Source organism: Paracoccus sp. 228, from assembly GCF_000967825.1.
GTDB lineage: Bacteria > Pseudomonadota > Alphaproteobacteria > Rhodobacterales > Rhodobacteraceae > Paracoccus > Paracoccus marcusii.
Genome location: NZ_JYGY01000003.1, coordinates 113,709 through 132,734, shown reverse-complemented (window position 1 = coordinate 132,734; position 19,026 = coordinate 113,709). Strand labels below are relative to the sequence as shown.

General features: G+C 68.0%; 17 protein-coding genes and 1 riboswitch. Of the genes, 9 read left to right on the top strand and 8 right to left on the bottom strand.

Annotation, left to right across the window (positions count from 1 at the left end):
• Positions 1 to 178 precede the first annotated feature (178 nt).
• Both SY26_RS10310 and SY26_RS10305 read left to right on the top strand, forming a co-directional pair.
• On the top strand, positions 179 to 1,153 hold the full coding sequence (locus SY26_RS10310) for a TAXI family TRAP transporter solute-binding subunit (RefSeq protein WP_046000454.1): 975 nt from the start codon (positions 179 to 181) through the stop codon (positions 1,151 to 1,153).
• Between the two features lie 107 nt (positions 1,154 to 1,260).
• Positions 1,261 to 3,441, top strand: a complete 2,181-nt coding sequence (locus tag SY26_RS10305) for a TRAP transporter permease (RefSeq protein ID WP_046000453.1) — start codon at positions 1,261 to 1,263, stop codon at positions 3,439 to 3,441.
• Between the two features lie 75 nt (positions 3,442 to 3,516).
• Here the strand turns inward: SY26_RS10305 and SY26_RS22040 are convergent, their stop codons facing one another.
• Together SY26_RS22040 and SY26_RS22035 are read right to left on the bottom strand one after the other, a co-directional pair.
• The gene (locus SY26_RS22040; RefSeq protein WP_255352872.1) at positions 3,517 to 4,164 is read right to left on the bottom strand and encodes a serine hydrolase; all 648 of its coding nucleotides are present in this window, start codon (positions 4,162 to 4,164) and stop codon (positions 3,517 to 3,519) included.
• Entirely contained in the window at positions 4,088 to 4,678 is a 591-nt protein-coding gene (locus SY26_RS22035) for a serine hydrolase (RefSeq protein ID WP_255352871.1), read from the bottom strand. Before SY26_RS22035 ends, SY26_RS22040 begins: the two co-directional genes overlap by 77 nt.
• Positions 4,679 to 4,808: 130 nt before the next feature.
• On the opposite strand from SY26_RS22035, the gene SY26_RS10295 reads away from it, so the two are divergent.
• Positions 4,809 to 5,696, top strand: a complete 888-nt coding sequence (locus tag SY26_RS10295; RefSeq protein WP_046000452.1) for a LysR family transcriptional regulator — start codon at positions 4,809 to 4,811, stop codon at positions 5,694 to 5,696.
• Between the two features lie 51 nt (positions 5,697 to 5,747).
• Here SY26_RS10295 and SY26_RS20180 read toward each other — a convergent pair whose 3' ends face one another.
• Entirely contained in the window at positions 5,748 to 6,368 is a 621-nt protein-coding gene (locus tag SY26_RS20180) for a GNAT family N-acetyltransferase (RefSeq protein WP_046000824.1), read from the bottom strand.
• A 304-nt stretch (positions 6,369 to 6,672) separates the two neighbouring features.
• Here SY26_RS20180 and SY26_RS10285 point away from each other — a divergent pair, with 304 nt between their 5' ends.
• The 4 genes from SY26_RS10285 to SY26_RS21105 all read left to right on the top strand — a co-directional run bounded on the left by SY26_RS10285 (position 6,673) and on the right by SY26_RS21105 (position 10,183).
• Positions 6,673 to 6,960, top strand: coding sequence for a VOC family protein (locus SY26_RS10285; protein ID WP_339819622.1), 288 nt, complete (start codon positions 6,673 to 6,675; stop codon positions 6,958 to 6,960).
• A gap of 645 nt (positions 6,961 to 7,605) precedes the next feature.
• A complete protein-coding gene (locus SY26_RS10280; RefSeq protein WP_045982780.1) occupies positions 7,606 to 9,045 on the top strand; it encodes a cytochrome ubiquinol oxidase subunit I in 1,440 nt (479 codons plus the stop codon).
• Between the two features lie 2 nt (positions 9,046 to 9,047).
• On the top strand, positions 9,048 to 10,079 hold the full coding sequence (gene cydB, locus SY26_RS10275) for a cytochrome d ubiquinol oxidase subunit II (protein ID WP_046000451.1): 1,032 nt from the start codon (positions 9,048 to 9,050) through the stop codon (positions 10,077 to 10,079).
• Entirely contained in the window at positions 10,079 to 10,183 is a 105-nt protein-coding gene (locus SY26_RS21105) for a DUF2474 family protein (RefSeq protein WP_139598676.1), read from the top strand. The genes cydB and SY26_RS21105 overlap by 1 nt, the downstream gene beginning before the upstream one ends.
• Here the strand turns inward: SY26_RS21105 and SY26_RS10270 are convergent.
• Genes SY26_RS10270 through SY26_RS10260 form a run of 3 tightly spaced genes read right to left on the bottom strand, consistent with a single transcriptional unit; the run spans position 10,180 to position 13,341 of the window.
• On the bottom strand, positions 10,180 to 10,866 hold the full coding sequence (locus SY26_RS10270; RefSeq protein WP_046000450.1) for an ATP-binding cassette domain-containing protein: 687 nt from the start codon (positions 10,864 to 10,866) through the stop codon (positions 10,180 to 10,182). The genes SY26_RS21105 and SY26_RS10270 overlap by 4 nt on opposite strands.
• Entirely contained in the window at positions 10,856 to 12,391 is a 1,536-nt protein-coding gene (locus tag SY26_RS10265) for an ABC transporter permease subunit (protein ID WP_046000449.1), read from the bottom strand. Before SY26_RS10265 ends, SY26_RS10270 begins: the two co-directional genes overlap by 11 nt.
• Positions 12,370 to 13,341 (bottom strand): thiamine ABC transporter substrate binding subunit, encoded by a 972-nt coding sequence (locus tag SY26_RS10260; protein WP_046000448.1) that lies wholly within the window; start codon positions 13,339 to 13,341, stop codon positions 12,370 to 12,372. Before SY26_RS10260 ends, SY26_RS10265 begins: the two co-directional genes overlap by 22 nt.
• A 30-nt stretch (positions 13,342 to 13,371) precedes the next feature.
• Positions 13,372 to 13,471: riboswitch (TPP riboswitch) on the bottom strand.
• Positions 13,472 to 13,529: 58 nt separating this feature from the next.
• On the opposite strand from SY26_RS10260, the gene mutS reads away from it, so the two are divergent.
• Positions 13,530 to 16,151 (top strand): DNA mismatch repair protein MutS, encoded by a 2,622-nt coding sequence (mutS, locus tag SY26_RS10255; protein ID WP_046000823.1) that lies wholly within the window; start codon positions 13,530 to 13,532, stop codon positions 16,149 to 16,151.
• Positions 16,148 to 17,248 (top strand): chorismate synthase, encoded by a 1,101-nt coding sequence (gene aroC / locus SY26_RS10250; protein WP_046000447.1) that lies wholly within the window; start codon positions 16,148 to 16,150, stop codon positions 17,246 to 17,248. Before mutS ends, aroC begins: the two co-directional genes overlap by 4 nt.
• Here aroC and SY26_RS10245 read toward each other — a convergent pair.
• The gene (locus tag SY26_RS10245; protein ID WP_046000446.1) at positions 17,236 to 18,114 is read right to left on the bottom strand and encodes a ribokinase; all 879 of its coding nucleotides are present in this window, start codon (positions 18,112 to 18,114) and stop codon (positions 17,236 to 17,238) included. The genes aroC and SY26_RS10245 overlap by 13 nt on opposite strands.
• Before the next feature lie 113 nt (positions 18,115 to 18,227).
• The gene (locus SY26_RS10240; RefSeq protein ID WP_046000445.1) at positions 18,228 to 19,019 is read right to left on the bottom strand and encodes a cytochrome c1; all 792 of its coding nucleotides are present in this window, start codon (positions 19,017 to 19,019) and stop codon (positions 18,228 to 18,230) included.
• Between the last annotated feature and the right edge of the window lie 7 nt (positions 19,020 to 19,026).

Genomic DNA, 19,026 nt, shown 5'->3' with positions numbered 1-19,026 from the left:
CCACGCGATGACGCCGATGTTACCGAATCCACCCATCGCCGCGACTTGGCGGCGCTTTTCCCGCGCGCCCGGCGCATGGCGGCATTGCGTGCAGGGCATGGCATGGCCTAGCTGAAGGGGCTTTGTCGGGCCGCCACGCGCAAGACGTGCGGCCCCGGAAAAATCTGGGAGGATTTTCATGCGTTTCATGACCGTCGCCGCGACCGTCGCGGCCACCTTCAGCCTGTCGCCCGCCTTTGCCCAGGATGACCGCACCGACTGGCCCAGCAGCCTGACCATCGGTACCGCCAGCCAAGGCGGCACCTATTTCATCTATGGCACCGGTCTGGCCGGACTGATCAGCCAGAACCTGGACCTGAACGCCTCGGGCGAGGTCACCGGCGGCCCGGTGCAGAACGCCACCCTGGTCGAGACCGGCGACCACCAGATCGGCCTGGTCACCATGGGCCCTGCCTATGAGGCCTGGACAGGCAACAGCGAACTGGCGCCGGGGGTCGAGCACAAGGCCCTGCGCGCCCTGTTCCCCATGTATCAGACCCCGTTCGAGGCCGTGGCGCTGCAGTCGTCGGGCATCGCGGATGTCACCGACATGGCGGGCAAGCGCGTCTCGGTCGGACCGGCGGGCGGCACCGCCGCCACCTATTGGCCGCGCTTCTTCGAGGTGCTGGGCGTCGACGCGACCATCAGCTATGCCGGGGCCAACGACGCCACGAGCCAGGTCAAGGACGGCCTGATCGACGCCTTCGCCTTTGCGGCCGGCGTGCCGATCAGCGCCTTTGCCCAGATCGCGGCCGAGAACCCGGTCAACATCTTCGGCTTCACCGAGGAGCAGCGCGCGCAGATCCTCGAGGCGATGCCCGAAGTGGCCGCCTTCGAGGTGCCCGGCGGCATGTACCAAGGCTTCCCCGAGGGGCATGGCACGGTCGCCATGTGGAACTTTGCCGTCGCCCATCAGGACATGCCCGAAAGCCTGGCCTATGAGATCACCAAGCTGGTGATGGAAGGCAACGAGGCGATGATGCAGATCCACGCCACCGCCGCCGAGACCCTGCCCGAGAACGTCGACAAGAACACCTTCCTGCCCTACCACCCGGGCGCCGTGCGTTACTTCGACGAGGCCGGGGTCGAGATCCCGGCCGAACTGCGCGGCTGAGCGCATCCTCCGGGGGCTGCGGCCCCCGGACCCCTTTCCCTTTTCCCCCATGATCGGACCGACTGCCCGGACCCCGTCCGCGCGGTCCTTGCCGACGGAGACCCCTCATGTCAGTTGATGCTGCATCTGCGGCAGGGACCGGACCCGTCATCGCGCAGGGCGTCGATGACGAACCGATGGCCCCCAACCAGCGCGACCCCCGCGCCGGAACGGGTGTGCTGATCGCGGTCCTCTGCGCCGCCTATACGTTGTTCCACCTGTTCGTCATGGTCGTCTATCCGCTGGAGACCTGGACCTACCGCATGATGCATGTCTGCGGCGGCCTGATCATCGGCTTCCTGACCTATTCCGCGCTGACGCAGCGCAGCGACACCGCCACCGCCCCCGCACGCCGCGGCATGGCCGAACGGGCCCTGCTGGGCGTGGCGGCCCTGGGCGTGGGCTATGGGCTGGCGGTCATCGCCTATGCCTGGGGCGCCTGGTGGCTGGCCGGGGTGGCGATGCCGCCGGCCTTCGGGTTCCGCACCTATGGCCTGCCGCTGGCCATCGGCACGGGCGCGGCCATCGTCGCGGGCTGGCTCTATTCGTCGCGGGACCGGTCGCGGATCTATCCGGGCGACCTGATCCTGTGCCTGGCCTCGATCGCGGTCCTGGGCTACATCCTGTTCGTCGTGGGCGCGCTGCGCATGCGGGCGGGCACGGCGATGGCGCAGCCGGGCGATCTGTGGGCCGCGGTCACCGGGGTCATGCTGATCCTGGAGCTGACGCGCCGCCTGACGGGCCTCGCGCTGGTGATCATCGTCGCGGTCTTCATCGGCTACAGCTTCCTGGGGCCGTGGCTGCCGGGCTTTCTGAACCATCGCGGCTATACGGCGACGCGGTTCTTCACCTACATCTTCACCGACCAGGGCATCCTGGGCGACCCGATCGCGGTCAGTTCGACCTATATCATCCTGTTCATCGTCTTCGCAGCCTTCCTGCAGGCGTCGAAGGTGGGTGATTACTTCGTGAACTTCGCCTTTGCCTGCGCCGGTCAGGCGCGGGGCGGTCCGGCCAAGGTCGCGGTCTTTGCATCGGGTCTGATGGGCATGATCAACGGCACCTCGGCGGGCAACGTGGTGTCCACCGGCTCGCTGACCATCCCGCTAATGAAAAAGGTCGGCTATTCGCCGAAATCCTCGGCCGCGATCGAGGCCACGGCCTCCTCGGGCGGGCAGATCCTGCCGCCGATCATGGGCGCGGGCGCCTTCATCATGGCCGAGGTCACGGGCATCCCCTATACCGACATCGTCATCGCCGCGATCATCCCGGCGTTGCTGTATTTCGTGTCGGTCTACTTCATGGTCGACCTCCAGGCGCTCAAGCTGGACATGAAGGGCCTGCCTCGGTCCGAGCTGCCGCAGTTCAAGGTGCTGATCCGCCAGGTCTATCTGTTCCTGCCGATCATCATCCTGATCTATACGCTGTTCGCGGGCTATTCCGTGATCCGGGCGGGCGCGATGGGCATGGCAGCGGCGGCGATGGTCAGCTGGCTGACGCCGCATCGCATGGGCCCGCGCCAGATCTTCAACGCGCTGGATATGGGCGCCAAGATGACCATCCAGATGGTCGCGGTCTGCGCCGCGGCGGGCATCATCGTGGGCGTCATCGCGCTGACCGGGGTGGGGGCGCGCTTCTCGTCGCTGCTTCTGTCGATCGCGGATCAGAACCAGTATCTGGCGATGTTCTTCGCGATGTGCATCTCGATCATCCTGGGGATGGGCATGCCCACCACCGCCGCCTATGCGGTCGCCGCCGCAGTGGTGGCGCCGGGGCTGATCGCCCTTGGGGTGCCGGTGCTGGTCGCGCATTTCTTCGTCTTCTACTATGCGGTGATGTCGGCCATCACGCCGCCGGTGGCCTTGGCCGCCTATGCGGGCGCGGCCCTGTCAGGATCGGACCCGATGAAGACCAGCGTCGAGGCCTTCCGCCTGGGCCTTGCGGCCTTCATCGTGCCCTTCATGTTCTTCGGCTCTCACGAGCTGCTGATGCAGGGCGAATGGATCGACATCATCCATGCGACGGCCACTGCGCTGCTGGGCATGTTCCTGCTGTCGGCGGGGGTGATCGGCTACTACTTCGGGCACGCGTCGATGGTGGTGCGTCTGGTGCTGATCGGGGCGGCACTGTCGATGATTGCCGTGGGCTGGGTGACCGACCTCCTCGGCCTGTCCGTGGCCGCCGCGCTGTTCCTCTGGCAGCGCCGGATGGTGACGCCCACGACCCTGACGCATGGCCGCGCCGACTGAAACAAGGCTGCGGCCCCCGGATCGGGGCCGCAGCGGTCATGGTGGCCAGGTCACCTGTGCGTCCAGCACTGCCGTTCACTCTCTGGCGCGCGCCAGCAGTTGCACGATCAGCTCTCGCGTCGCTTCCGCACGGACCGGGTTGGGATAGTTGCGGTTCGCCAGGACCACGACGCCGATCCGTTCGGACGGCACCATCGCGACGTAAGAGCCAAAGCCGTTGGTCGCCCCCGTTTTGTTCAGATAGACGTCCCCCTCCAACTGGCGCGCGTCGACCTTGGTCATGGGTTGCGGCGACATCGCCATGTCCGGCGAATTTCCGGCCGCCAGCGCAGCTGCATCCACGGGCCAAGGATACCCTTCCCAGATCATGGCCTGCGCGTAATGGGCTGTGTCGTAGTCCGACCGGCGCGTCCGCGCCAGCGCTGCCGTGATCTCGCCCTCCAGGGTAAGATTGCGCAGATGGGCGTCCAGGAAACGGGTCATGTCGGTCACCGACGACTTGATGCCATAGGCCTCGGCATCCAGCATGCCGGGGTTGACGCGGATCGGGCTGTCGTCCGTTCTGGAATAACCGAAGGCATAGCGCGCCATCTCGGCGTCGGGGACATCGACGAAGGTGCTGCCCAGACCCAGTCCGGGAAGAAGGTCACGGGCCAGCGCATCCGTGTAGGTCGTCCCGAACTGCTCTCCCGCGATCAGCCCCAAAAAGGTCGATGCTGACATTGGAATAGGCGCGCCGCGTGCCGGCCCCGCCCTGCGGCGTCCAAGCGTTCAGATAGGTCATCAGGCCGTCCATGTCCGTGACCGCGTCGGGCACCTGCAGGGGCAGGCCACCCGTGGCATGGGCGGCAAGATCGGCCAGCGTCACCGCATCGAAGGCGCTGCCCGCCAGCGCAGGCATCCGGGATGACACCGGGTCCTGCAGGGACAAAAGGCCGCGCTGTTCCGCAAGGGCCGCCAGGGCCACGGTGAACAGCTTGCTGTTCGATCCCAGCTCGAACAGCGTGTCGCGGTCGACGGGGCGCGATGCCGCGCGATCGGCCAATCCATCGGTGAAGAAGAACTGCTGTCCGTCCATCGTCACGCCGATGGCGATGCCGGGAATGTCGAACTCCTCGATGACGGGGCGAAAGACGCTTTCGCTGATCTGCTGGAATGCCTGCTCGGTCAGCCCTTGGGCATGGGCGGGGGTCGTCAGCAGCACGGCTGCGACAGCCACGGTTCGGATGATGGTCATGGGATTCCCTCTGGCGTCGCGACGGCGCCGCGACATGAATTAATTTTGCCAGCCAGAGCTATTGTGATCGTGCATGGGCATCAAATCATGGTTTCTTGCCCTATCGTTGAGAAATTCTAATGGATGCGTGATGGATCGGCCCAACATCCCCCTGAATGCGCTGCGGGCCTTCGAAGCCGCGGCCCGGCACCTGACGCTGTCGAAGGCCGCGATCGAACTGTGCGTGACGCAGGCGGCGCTCAGCCACCAGATCCGCAACCTCGAGGAACGCCTTGGCGTGGCCCTGTTCCGGCGTGTGCCCCGAGGGCTGGTGCTGACCGACGAGGGTGCGGCCCTGGCCCCGGTCCTGACCGGATCGCTGGACCTGATCGGCGCGACGCTTGACCGGTTCTCGGGCGGGCGCTATCACGAGGCGCTGCATGTGGGCGTGGTCGGAACCTTTGCGACGGGCTGGCTGATCCCGCGCCTGGCCGGGTTCGAGGCGGCGCATCCCGAGGTGGACCTGCGCATCTTCGCCAACAACAACCGCGTCAGCATTCCGGGCGAAGGGCTTGACCTGGCCATCCGCTTTGGCGACGGGTCGTGGCATGGGCTGCAGGCCACCCGCATCATGGATGCGCCCCTGGCCCCCATGTGCGCCCCGGACCGTGCCAGGACCATGTCCGGCCCCCAGGCGATGCTGGAGCAGCCGCTGCTGCGTTCCTATCGGACAGGCGAATGGGAACGGTGGTTCGCAGGGCTGGGCCTGGCCTGCCCGCCCCTGCGGGGGCCGATGCTGGACAGCTCCATCGCCCTAGCGGACATGGCGGCGGAGGGGCACGGGATCGCGCTGCTGCCGCCTGCGCTTTTCGGCCACTGGACGGATCGCGGCCGTCTTGTGACCCTGTTCGATCATTCCATTGCCGCAGGCGCCTATTGGCTGACCCGCCTGCAATCCAGGCCGGAAACCAGCGGAATGCGCAGCTTTCGAGAGTGGCTGTGCCGGGAGGTAACGGATCAGCCGCCCGCGACGGGCTGACCGCCCGCCCCTGCACGACCGATCAGGTGCGGGGCAAAACCGTCGTGTCAGTCAGGCCCATGCGACCTTCAGGGGTGGCAGGACGGCAATGTCTTCGATGGCATAGGCGATGCCGTCCACCAGCAGGCCGTCGGGCATCTCGTACCCAAGCGGCTGGCATGCGATCTGCCTGAAGCCCAGCGTCCGTGCCAGACCTGCGCTGGCCGTGTTGGGCGCGGCATGACCGGTCGTCACCAGACGTGCGTCCAAGGCCCCAAAGGCGGCCCGTATCATCGCGTTCACCGCCTGAGCCCCATATCCCTGGCGGCAGGCTGAGGACCGCACCCAGTAGGACAGTCGGAACTGGCCCCGCCGCCACTGCGGGATCAGATCGACCGCGCCGACACAGACGCCCGAGGCCCATGCAAGATAGGACAGCCGCTCGCGTCGTTGTGCAGCCTCCACCGCTTCCGCTAGCCGCTCTGATTGCCACCGGGCATCCCGTTCGTGTCCAGGGTTCCCCATCGTCCCGTGAAACCACGGCACCAATTCTGCATGGCTTTCGCCCCTGGCCTGCGCCACCGCGGCGGCGTCATCAACGCTCGCGGGGCAAAGATCCAGCCGGGATGTCCGAACGATCCGCGGCGGGACATATGACGCGGGATCCTTCAGGCGCGCGTAGGGCGGGGGCATGCGCTTCTCCATGGTCTGCGAGCATGATTATCGCCCGGATCGACAGCCATGGGAATAAGACTGCCGTGCGCCGAACACGTGCCTGCATTCCCGCCCAGATCGCGAAATGCCACGGGCGGGCTAGTCGCGGACCGGGCTGTGCCCCAGAAACGCGTCGCGACCGTCCCGATGGAAAGCACAATGTCATGCCCGCCCGCATCGCCCACCTGTCCCTGCTGGTCCCGGACTGCGACGCCGCGCTCGACTTCTTTTGCCGGATCGGTTTCGAGTGCCGGGAGGATACCGAACTGGGCGATGGCAAGCGATGGGTGCGGATTGCGCGGGTGGCGATACCGAGATCCTGCTTGCCCGGGCCGTCGGAGACCGCCAGACCGCGACGATCGGAGAGCAGGGCGGCGGGCGGGTCTGGCTTTTCCTTGAGACGGACGATTTCGCGCGCGACTATCAGCGCCTCCAGGCCGCGGGCGTGACGTTCGAGACGCTTCCGCGCGACGAGCCTTACGGGCGTGTCGTCGTCTGGAGGGATCCCTGGGGAAATCGTTGGGACCTGATCGAACATGCCCGTTCCAACCGCGACGGAACGGGCAGCTGAAGTCCGCGTCGCGCCGGTATCCTCGATATGGATCGCGGGTCTCAGGACGGCGGTACCCGCGACGCGATCCTCGACGCACCCATCCGCCGCGCCCTCCGCTACGGCCGATGATGTCGCATCTACTGCCTTTCCCCCTCCGGCCATCACGGATCGTGCCCATCCGCGGCTGCGGCACGCCCGCGACCGCCGCCTGATGGATCGTGCGCGTGATGCGCACAGGGAATACCTTGGACAGCACCCGTGCCACGCGGTCCGTCCTCAAGTGACAGCGTCGAGGCCACCAGGGCGGGCATAGCATAATTGCCGGTGCCTCCCGCCGCATGGCGCCAAATTCATTGCCCGGAAAGCACAACCGCGTCCGGGGGGCCGGCAGTGCAGCAACCAGACCCCACCGACCGTCGATACAGGACCACGCGGCGGTGCCTCACCCCCTGTGCACCCCTGACATCGGCCCAAGGTGCCACCCGTGACGCAGATGCGCCACAGGGCGGCGGGCGCGACATCGATGCCCTTGCGCGGCCGCGACCAGTAGGAGCACTATGATTCCAGACGACGATGGGTCCGGTCATGTGCCCGTGGTGCAGGCGGTGGCCGGTCCGAAACCGACATGCCCGCGGGGCGTGCCCCTGCCGTGAAAGGCCCCCGATGTTCGACAATGCAGATGCCATCCTGCTGGCCCGGATCCAGTTCGCCTTCACGGTCAGCTTCCACTTCCTGTTCCCCGCCTTCACGATCGGGCTGGCCAGCTTTCTGGCGGTCCTGAACGGGCTGTGGCTGTGGACAAAGGACCACAAGTACCTGGATCTGTTCCGATACTGGGTCAAGATCTTTGCCCTGGCCTTTGCCATGGGCGTCGTGTCGGGCATCGTGATGTCCTATCAGTTCGGCACGAACTGGTCGGCCTTTTCCGACAAGGCGGGGCCGGTCATCGGCGCGCCGATGGCCTATGAGGTCCTGTCGGCCTTCTTCCTGGAGGCCGGGTTCCTGGGGATCATGCTGTTCGGGCGCGACCGCGTCGGGCCCACGCTGCACATGATCGCCTGCGCCGCGGTGGCGTTGGGCACGGCGTTCTCGGCCTTCTGGATCCTGTCGGTCAACAGCTGGATGCACACCCCAGCGGGCTTCGAGATCGACCCCGAGACGGGGCAGTTCCTGCCCACCGACTTCTGGCAGGTGATCTTCAACCCGTCCTTTCCGTTCCGGCTGATGCACACGGTGACCGCGGCCTATCTGACCACGGCCTTCATCGTGGGGGGCGTGGCGGCCCTGCACCTGCTGCGCCATCGCCACCGCCGCGACAAGGTCAGCCCGGCAACGCGGACCATGTTCAGCATGGCGATGTGGATGGCCGCGATCTTTGCCCCGGTCCAGATCGTGCTGGGCGATTTCCACGGCATCAACACGCTGGAGCACCAGCCGGCCAAGGTCATGGCGATGGAGGGCCATTTCGAGAGCCATGACGAAGGCGCGCCGCTGTACCTGTTCGGCATCCCGAACCAGGACGAACAGCGTCTGGACTATGCCATCGGCATCCCCAAGCTGTCGTCCCTGATCCTGAAGCACGACCTGAACGCACCGCTTGCGGGCCTGGACACTATCCCGCGCGAGGATCAGCCCCCCGTGGCCATCGTCTTCTGGTCGTTCCGCATCATGGTCGCGCTTGGCTTTGCCATGCTGGGGATCGGTGTCTGGTCGCTGTGGGCGCGCTGGCGGGGGATGCTGTTCGACAGCCCCATGCTGCACCGCGCCGCCCTTGTGATGTCGCCCGCGGGGCTGATCGCCGTGCTGGCCGGATGGGTCACGACCGAAGTTGGGCGGCAGCCCTTCACCGTCTATGGTCACCTGCGCACGGTGGACAGCGCCGCACCCCTGGACGCCGCCGCGGTGGGGGCATCGCTGGTGGCCTTCATCATCGTCTATTTCGCGGTCTTTGGGGCGGGGACATACTATATCCTGCGTCTGATGAGCCGCTCTCCGGCGAATAACGAACCGCGGCTGAAGGACGTGACCAACAGCCCGACGCGCACGGCGGGCACCACGCCCGCCCAGCAGCACCCGACCCGCAACGTCCAACCCGGAGAGTGACCATGCCCCTCGCAGAAGGCGTTTCGCTGGATCTGACCGTCATCTGGGCCTTCGTCATCGCCTTTGCGGTGCTGGTCTATGTCGTGCTGGACGGGTTCGACCTGGGCCTGGGCATGCTGTTCGCGGTCGAACCCGAGGGCGAGGACCGCGACATCATGATGAACTCGGTCGCGCCGGTCTGGGACGGGAACGAGACCTGGCTGGTCCTGGGCGGGGGCGGGCTGTTCGCGGCCTTTCCGCTGGCCTATGCACTGATCCTGCCGGCGCTGTATGCGCCGATCATGGCGATGCTGCTGGCGCTGATCTTCCGCGGCGTCGCGTTCGAGTTCCGCTGGCGTACCAAGCGCTGGCGCAAGGTCTGGGACGTGGCGTTCATCGGCGGATCGGCGGTGGCCGCGCTGGCGCAGGGCATCACCCTGGGCGGGCTGCTGCAGGGCATCGACGTCGACAAGGCCGCGCGCGAATATTCCGGCGGCTGGTGGGACTGGCTGACGCCCTTCACGCTGATGGTCGGCGTCGCGGTCATGGTCGGATACGCCCTTCTGGGCGCGACCTGGCTGGTGATGAAGACCGCCGGCCCCCTGCAGGAGCGCATGCGCAAGCGGGCCTGGGTGCTGGGTGTCGGCACGGTGATCTTCATGGGCGTGGTCAGCCTGTGGACGCCGTTCCTGCAGGACGGCTATTACAGCCGCTGGTTCGACGGCTGGAACATCGTGCTGGCAGCGGGGGTGGGTGCTGCCGTGCTGGGCCTGGCCTTCGGCATGTTCACCTCGCTGATGGTGCGTCATCACGACTACTGGCCGTTCCTCTGCGCGCTGGGGATGTTCATCCTGGGCTTTGTCGGGCTGGGGATCTCGATGTTCCCCTACATCGTCCCGGTCGAGGTCACGATCTGGGAGGCCGCCGCCCCCCGCAACAGCCAGATCTTCATGCTGGTCGGTGCGGCCGTGCTGATCCCGGTGATCCTGACCTATACCGCCTATTCCTATTGGGTGTTCCGCGGAAAGATGGACCCCAAGGAGGGGTACCACTGATGCCGCAATCCCTGCGGCGGCTGGCGTGGTTCGTGGCGATATGGCTGGCCAGCGTGGCGGTGATCGGCACCGTCGCCTGGATCATCCGCCTGTGGATCGCCTAGCCCAGATAGGCGCGCAGTCCCGGCGGCGGATCGTCCAGCAGCGGCCCGGTCGGGCGGGGGGCGTGCACCGCGCCATCCTCGACCAGCAGGGTGTCGGGCGCAAAGGCCCGCGCGTCGGCCGGATCATGAGTCACCATCAGCACCGTCGTGTCGGACGCCACCTGCGCCAGCAGGGTCAGCATCTCCGACTTCAGCGCCGGACCTAGCGCCGCGAAGGGTTCGTCCAGCAGCAGCAGGGGCCGCGCCCGCAGCAGCACACGGGCCAGCGCGACGCGGCTTTGCTGACCACCCGACAGGGCCGCGGGGCGGCGATCCTCTGTGCCGGACAGGCCGACATGGTCCAGCACCTGCATCACGCGGCGCTGCTGATCCCGGTCCAGACACAGATCCGGGCGCAGTCCCATCCCTACATTTTGTTTCACGGTCAGATGAGGAAACAAATTGTGGTGTTGAAACAGGATCGACACCGGTCTTTGGCCGGGCGTCATGTCGGTGATATCCTGGCCGTCCCAAATCAGCCGGCCTATTGTCGGGGCCAGAAACCCCGCCACTAAGGCCAGCAGGGTCGACTTGCCCGACCCCGAGGCGCCGATCACCGCATGGCGACCCTGCGGCACGGTCAGGTCCGCGGTCAGCGTGAAGTCGTCCTGTCGCAGCAGGATGTCGCGGAATTCAAGCGTCACGTCGGCCTCCCCTGTCGAACATCCAGAACAGTCCCAGGCTGAGCCCCATCAGCAGCAGGGCGCAAGCCGCGGCATCGGCCATGCGATAGCCGTTCATCAGCTGGTACAGCATCAGCGGCAGGGTCGGGCGATCCCCTGCGAACAGGGTGATGACGCCCAGATCGCCCATGGCCAGCGCCGCCGCCAGCCCGGCGCCAAAGCCCAAGGGGCGCGCCAGACGGGGCAGCACCAGAAGGCGCAGCCGTGCCCAGCCCCGCAGGTCCAGCGATGCGGCAAGTTGGCCGTAATCCTGTTCCAGCGCCCGCGCCGCCGGGATCAGCGCGCGCAGCGCGAAGGGCAGGGCCATCGCCGCGTTGATCAGCGCCGTGACCGGCAGGGCCATCTGCTGGGGCGTGACCGTACCGCGCAGCAGGATGAACAGCCCCGTCCCCAGCACCAGCGGCGAGGCGATCAGCGGCAGCATGCCCGCCGCCTCGACCCACCGGGCCGCGCCCCGCGCCACCGTCAGGGCCAGCGCCAAGGCCGCCCCCGCGCAGAGCAGCGCCGAGATCACGGCCATCAGCACCGACCGGCGCGTGGCCTGCCAGACCTCGGGCGGCAGGGCGGTCAGGCGCGGCAGGCCCGTCGCCGCGACCGAGATCAGCGGCGCCAGCAGAAAGGCCGCTGCCGCCGCGATCACCGCTGCGTCCGTCAGCCGCCGCCAGCCGCCCGGCGCGGGCGGCCCGCCCAAAGCATCCAGCCCCGCGCCGAAGCCTGCGGGCACCGTGATCCGCGCGGCCAGCGCCGCCGCCGCGATGCAGATCGCGATCTGAACCATCCCCAGGGCCGCCGCCCGCCCCAGGTCGAAATCGAATCGGAAGGCCTGATAGATGGCCAGTTCCACCGTCGTGGCCCGCGGCCCCCCGCCCAGGGCCAGCGCCACCGTGAAAGAGGTCAGGCAGACCAGGAACACCGCCAGCCAGACGCCGGGCAGCACGCCGCGCAGCATCGGGCGCTCCAGATGGCGGGCGATGTCGCGGGGGGCGAAATCCAGGGACGCGGCCAGCCGGAAGCGTTCCGCGGGAATCGCCTGCCAGCCCTGCAGGATCAGCCGCACCGACAGCGGCAGGTTGAAGAAGACATGCGCCAGGATCACCCCCTGCCAGCCATAGATGCCGATGGCGGGCAGGCCCAGGGCCTCCAGCGCGCCGTTCAGCGCACCGTTGCGCCCGAAGATCGCGATCAGGCCCAGCACCGCCACGATCACCGGCAGGATGAAGGGCGCGCCCAGCAGCGTGACCAGCAGCCCGCGCCCCCGGAACCGCCGCCGGGCCAGCGCGCGCGCCACCGGCACGGCCAGCGCGGCCGACAGGGTCGCGGACAGCGCCGCCTGCCACAGGGTGAACCAGACCGCGCGCAGGTCCCATTCGGTCAGGCTCGACAGCCCGCCCGCGACCCAGGCCACCGCCGCCAGCGTGCCCAGGATCAGCGCGGCAAGTGCGCCCGCGATGGCGTGGCCGATGCTCAGCGGAAGGCCCGCTGCCATTCGTCCAGGGCGGGGGCGCGCAGGGACTCTGCCTCGTCCTCGGACAGGAACAGGGTCTTGTCGGGCCGGGGCAGGTCGCGCATCACCTGCGGCCAGTCGGCCTCAGGCAGTTTCGCGGGCAGGGACCAGTTGGCCAGCGGGATCGTCGCCTGGAAATCGGGGGTCAGCACCCAGTCCATGAAGGCTTGCGCCAGTTCGGGCTGATCGGTGCCCGCGACCTGGGCCACCAGTTCGGCCATGAAGTAATGCCCCTCGGGGAAGATCGCGGCGCGCTTGGTGTCGTCCTCCTCGGCGGCGATGTGATAGGCGGGCGAGGTGGTGTAGGACAGCACCATGTCCGCCTCTCCGTCGGTGAACAGGCCATAGGATTCGGACCAGCCGCGGGTGACGGTCAGCACCTTGGGGGCCAGCTTCGCCCAGGCCTCGCCCGCCTGATCGCCATAGACCGACTTGACCCACAGCAGCATCGCCAGACCCGACACCGAACTGCGCGGGTCCTGGATGACGATGCTGAGATCCTCGGCCTCCAGCAATTCGCCAAAGCTGGCGGGCGGGTTTTCCAACCGCGTGCTGTCATAGACGAAGGCCGTCTCGCCCCAGTTGTAGGGCAGGAAGATGTCGTCCTCCCATGCGATGGGCAGCGACAGGCCGGACGTGTCCTGCCCATGCGGCGCGAACAGCCCCGATGCGCGGGCACGCGCCGTCATGTCGGTGTTAAGGCCGAAGACGATGTCGGCCTGGGTGCCCGCCCCCTCCATCAGGATGCGGGGCAGCACGTCGCCGGTCACGAATTGCAGGTCGCAATCGCAGATCGCCTCGAACCCCTCCTCGATGGCGGGGCCGGGGCCCCATTCGCTGGTGACGCTGTCGCCGGCATAGACGGTCAGGACGCGATCCTGGGCCAGGGCGGGGGTGGCCAGCAGCAAAGCGGGGATCAGGACGGATTTCATCGGCAGCCTCTCTTGTCGGAATGTCGAAAAGAAGGGGGTGCGCACCTTCCCTCCGCCGGTGTGAGCCGGATCAGGTTCAACGGGTCCGCTGTCGCGTCTCAGCCCGCATGGGGCACCCCGAGGTGATCCCGAATGTAGAGGTTTCGCGCGCCCGCGCAAGCGGATAGAACCCGCCCATGACCAAGGACATGTCTGATCAGCCCACGCCGATGATGGCGCAATATCTTGCAATCCGGGAGGCCAATCCCGGCGCGCTGCTGTTCTATCGCATGGGCGATTTCTACGAGATGTTCTTCGACGACGCGGTCGCCGCCGCCGCCGCGCTGGACATCGCGCTGACCAAACGCGGCACCCATGCGGGTGAGCCCATCCCGATGTGCGGCGTGCCCGTCCATGCGGCCGAGGGCTATCTGCTGACGCTGATCCGCAAGGGTTTCCGCGTGGCCATCGCCGAACAGATGGAGGACCCTGCGGAAGCCAAGAAGCGCGGGTCGAAATCGGTCGTGGCGCGCGACGTGGTGCGGCTGGTGACGCCGGGCACCCTGACCGAGGAATCGCTGCTGGAGGCGCGGCGCCACAATTACCTGGCGGCCTTCGTGGTCGTCCGCGAGGAGGGCGCGCTGGCTTGGGTCGACATCTCGACCGGCGCGTTTTCGGTGATGGATTGCCCCCTGCCGCGTCTGGCCCCCGAACTGGCGCGGCTGGCCCCGCGCGAGGTGCTGGCCTGCGACACGGGACTGGAGGAGTTGATCGGCGATGCAGGTGCGGTGATGACCGACCTGCATGCCAGCGCCTTCGACAGCAATGCGGGCACGCGGCGGCTGTGTGCGCTCTATGGGGTCGAGACGCTGGACGGCTTCGGCAGCTTCACCCGCGCCGAACTGGCCGCGATGGGCGCCATTATCGATTATCTGGACATGACGCAGAAGGGCCGCCTGCCGCTGCTGCGCCCGCCGGTGCGCGAACGCGCGGGCGGCGCGATGCAGATCGACGCGGCGACCCGGCGCAATCTGGAACTGACCCAGGCCCTGTCGGGCGGGCGCGACGGATCGCTGCTGGCGGCCATCGATCGCACCGTGACCGCGCCGGGCGCGCGCCTGCTGGAGCGACGGATCAGCGCGCCGTCGCGCGATTTGGGCCTGATCGCGGCGCGCCATGATGCGGTGGCGGCGCTGGCCGCCGATGCGCGGTTGCTCTCGGATCTGCGCGGCGCGCTGGCGCGGGTGCCGGACATGGACCGGGCGCTGTCGCGGCTGGCGCTGGACCGGGGCGGGCCGCGTGATCTGGCCGCGATCCGGGCGGGGCTGACGCAGGGCGCGGCCATCGCGGCGCGGCTGCCCGGTGATGCGCCGCCCGTGCTGCGCGATGCGGCGGGCGATCTGCTGGGCCATGAGACGCTGGTTGACCTGCTGGATGATGCACTTGTGGCAGAGCCGCCTCTGCTGGCGCGCGATGGCGGCTTCGTGGCCGAAGGGCATGACGCCGATCTGGACCAGACCCGTCGGCTTCGCGACGAGGGGCGCGGCGTCATCGCCGGGATGCAGGCCGATTACGCGGTCCTGGCCGGGGTTGGCAGCCTGAAGATCAAGCATAACAACGTTCTGGGCTATTTCATCGAGACGACGACCACCCATGCCGAGCGCATGATGGCCGCACCCCTGAACCAGACCTTCATCCACCGCCAGACCACCGCGAACCAGATCCGCTTCACCACGGTGGAACTGTCCGAGCTGGAGACCCGCATCCTGAACGCCCGCGACCGCGCGTTGGAGATCGAGCGGGGCATCTTCGACCGCCTGCGGACGGCGATCCTGGATCAGGCCGCGCGGATCGGGCAGGCGGCGCGCGCCCTGGCCGAGATCGACCTGGCCTGCGCCTTTGCGGACCTTGCCTCGGGCGAGGGCTGGGTCCGGCCGCGCGTGGACGACAGCCGCGCCTTCGTCATCGACGGGGGCCGCCATCCGGTCGTGGAACGCGCGCTGCGCCGCAAGGCGGAGAGCTTCGTCGCCAACGACTGCGACCTGACCACCGGGGCCACGCCCGCGATCTGGCTGCTGACCGGGCCGAACATGGCGGGCAAGTCGACCTTCCTGCGGCAGAACGCGCTGATCGCGGTGCTGGCGCAGGCCGGGGCCTTTGTTCCGGCGCGCGCAGCGCATATCGGGCTGGTCAGCCAGCTGTTTTCCCGCGTGGGCGCTGCCGACGACCTGGCGCGGGGGCGGTCGACCTTCATGGTCGAGATGGTCGAGACGGCCGCGATCCTGAACCAGGCCGATGACCGCGCGCTGGTGATCCTGGACGAGATCGGGCGCGGCACCTCCACTTGGGACGGGCTGTCGATTGCCTGGGCGGTGATGGAGCATCTGCATGCCGCCAACCGCTGCCGGGCGCTGTTCGCCACGCATTATCATGAGATGACGGCGCTGTCGGCCAAGCTGGAGGGGGTCGAGAACGCCACCGTCACGGTGCGCGAGTGGCAGGGCGAGGTGATCTTTCTGCACGAGGTCAGGAAGGGCGCGGCCGACCGCAGCTATGGCGTGCAGGTCGCGCGGCTGGCGGGTCTGCCCGCCTCCGTCGTGGAACGCGCCCGCACCGTGCTGACCGCGCTGGAAAGCGGAGAGCGTCAGTCGGCGCGCCCGGTGGCGCTGATTGACGATCTGCCGCTGTTCCGCGCCGCCCCGCCGCCCGCGCCCAAGGCCCGCCCGCTGGACGACCGGCTGAAGGCGGTCCATCCCGACGCCCTGTCCCCGCGCGAGGCGCTGGACCTGATCTATGAATTGAAAGCCCTGTCCGAGGAGACGCGCCCATGAGCTACAACACCTTCGGCCGCGAGTTCCGCTTTACCACCTGGGGCGAAAGCCACGGCCCCGCCCTGGGCGCGACGGTGGACGGCGTGCCGCCCGGCGTGCCCCTGACCGAAGAATACATCCAGCGCTTCATGGACCGCCGCCGCCCCGGGACGTCGAAACACACCACGCAGCGGCGCGAACCCGACCAGGTCCGCATCCTGTCCGGTGTCTTCGAGGGTGTCACCACCGGCACCGCGATCCAGCTGATGATCGAGAATACCGACCAGCGGTCCAAGGATTACGGCGACATCGCCACCAGCTTTCGCCCCGGCCATGCCGACATCACCTATCACCTGAAATATGGGGTGCGCGATTATCGCGGCGGGGGCCGGTCTTCGGCGCGCGAGACGGCGGCGCGGGTTGCGGCCGGAGCGGTCGCGCAGGCGGTTCTGGGCGCGTTTGTGCCCGATCTGCGGATCACCGGCTACATGGTGCAGATGGGCGCGATGCATCTGGACCGTGACCGGCTGGACCTGGGCGCGGTGAACGACAATCCGTTCTTCCTGCCCGATGCGGGCGCGGTGCAGGCCTGGTCCGATTACCTGGACGAAATCCGCAAGGATCAGAACAGCGTCGGCGCGGCCATCGAGGTCTGCGTTCAGGGCTGCCCGCCGGGCATCGGCGCGCCGGTCTATGCAAAGCTGGACACCGATCTGGCCGCCGCGATGATGTCGATCAACGCCGTGAAGGCCGTCGAGATCGGCGAGGGCATGGCCTCGGCCGCGCTGACCGGGGTGGCGAACGCGGACGAGATCCGCATGGGGCCGGACGGGCCGGAGTTCCTGTCGAACCATGCGGGCGGGATTCTGGGCGGCATCTCGACCGGACAGGACATCGTCGTGCGTTTCGCGATCAAGCCGACCAGCTCGATCACCACGCCCCGCCGATCGATCAACTCACGCGGAGAGGAGATCGACGTGATCACCAAGGGCCGCCACGACCCCTGCGTGGGCATCCGTGCCGTGCCAGTGGCCGAGGCGATGGCCGCCTGCGTGATCCTGGATCACCTGCTGATGGACCGAGCGCAGACCGGCGGGGTGCGTGGTCAGATCGGCTGATCGGACAGAAACGCGTCTACTTCGGTACGGGTGGGGATGGCATCGCCCGCCCCCGCCCGCGTGACCTTGACCGCCGCCGCGGCCGAGGCCAACCTTAGGGCGGCAGGAATATCCGCCCCGCCGTCCAACGCCGCCGCGAAATAGCCCGCGAAGGTGTCGCCCGCGCCGGTCGTGTCCACCGGCGTCACGCGGAACGAGGGCTGCTCATGCACCTGGCCCGTGGTCAGGTCGCGATATTCGGCACCCTCCGCGCCGCGGGTGATCAGCAGGCCCTGCACGGGCAGGTCGCCGGGGTCACCCGCGAACAGCTGCTCCGCCTCTCCGGCGTTCATCGCCAGGATCGACACATGGGGCAGGACCGCGCGCACCGCGTCCAGATCGAAAGGGGCGGCGGAATAGATCACGCGTGCGCCCTGCGCCTGCGCCGCGCGGGCGGCGGCGACTTGGCCGTTCGTCTCGTTCTGGATCAGCAGCGTATCAGCGGGGGTCAGGGCGGAGAGGGCCTGCGTCAGGGCATCCTCGTCGATGGCGCGGTTCGCGCCGGGGTGGATGACGATGGCGTTTTCCGCATCGGCATCCAGCAGGATGATCGCGTGGCCCGTCGCCTGATCCGCAAGGCGGGCGACATGCCCCATGTCCACGCCCGCCTGCGCCAGCCGGTCGCGCACCCAGTCATCGCCCGTGCCCATCGCCCCCAGGTGATGCGTGACCGCGCCCGCGCGCGCCGCGGCGACCGACTGGTTCGCACCCTTGCCGCCCAGACCCTGCGCATAACCGCGCGAGGCCAGCGTCTCTCCGGGCTTGGGCAGGCTCTCCAGCGGATAGACATGGTCGATGTTGATCGAGCCCAGGTTCCAGATTGCCATGCACGCCTCCGCCGTTTGGCGGCCATGTGACCGGGCGGGCCGGGCCTTGTCCAGATGTGAAAAGACGCGCCCGTTGCGGGGCGCGTCCTGTCATGTCGACCTGTCGTGCAGGATCAGGCGGGCAGCTTGCCCTTGTGGGGCGCCCACAGCCGCTTGTTCACGACATAGAGCAGCGCGCTGAGCAGCACCAGGAACAGCACCGCGACCAGGCCCACGGACTTGCGGTCCATCATCTTGGGCTCGGCGGTCCACATCAGGAAGGCCGCGATGTCCATCGCCATCTGGTCGACGGTCGCCTCGGTGCCGTCCTCGTAGGTGACCTGACCGTCGGACAGCGGAGCCGCCATGCTGATCCAGCCGCCGGGGAAGGCGGTGTTGCCGTGCAGCAGCGTGCCGGCCTGTTCCTGGTCCTCGCCGGTATAGCTGGTCAGCAGGGCGTGGATGTATTCCGGACCGCCCATGCCGTTGACCAGCTGGCTGAGGCCGGTGCCGAAGGGGCCGTGAAAGCCCGCGCGGGCCTTGGCCATCAGCGACAGATCCGGGCCCATGCCGTCACCCGAGGTTGCCGGGAAGTGATCGGTGATGGTGCGCGGACGCTCCTCTCCGATCGCGTCGTCGAAGACCGGCAGCAGTTCGGCCGCATAGGCGCGAACCTGATCCTCGGGCAGGCCGGGGCCGCCTTCATCCGCCAGGGTGCGGATGGCGACGTATTTCAGGCCGTGGCAGGCCGAGCAGACCTCGGTATAGACCTGCAACCCGCGCTGCAGCTGGAACTGGTCGTATGCGCCGAACGGACCCTCGTGCGGGAAGGCGACATCCTCGATGTGCCCGCCTTCGCCTGCGGCCATCGCCGGTCCGGACAGGCCAAGGGCCGTGACGGCGGCGATCGCTAGTGCTTTCAGCATGATCCTT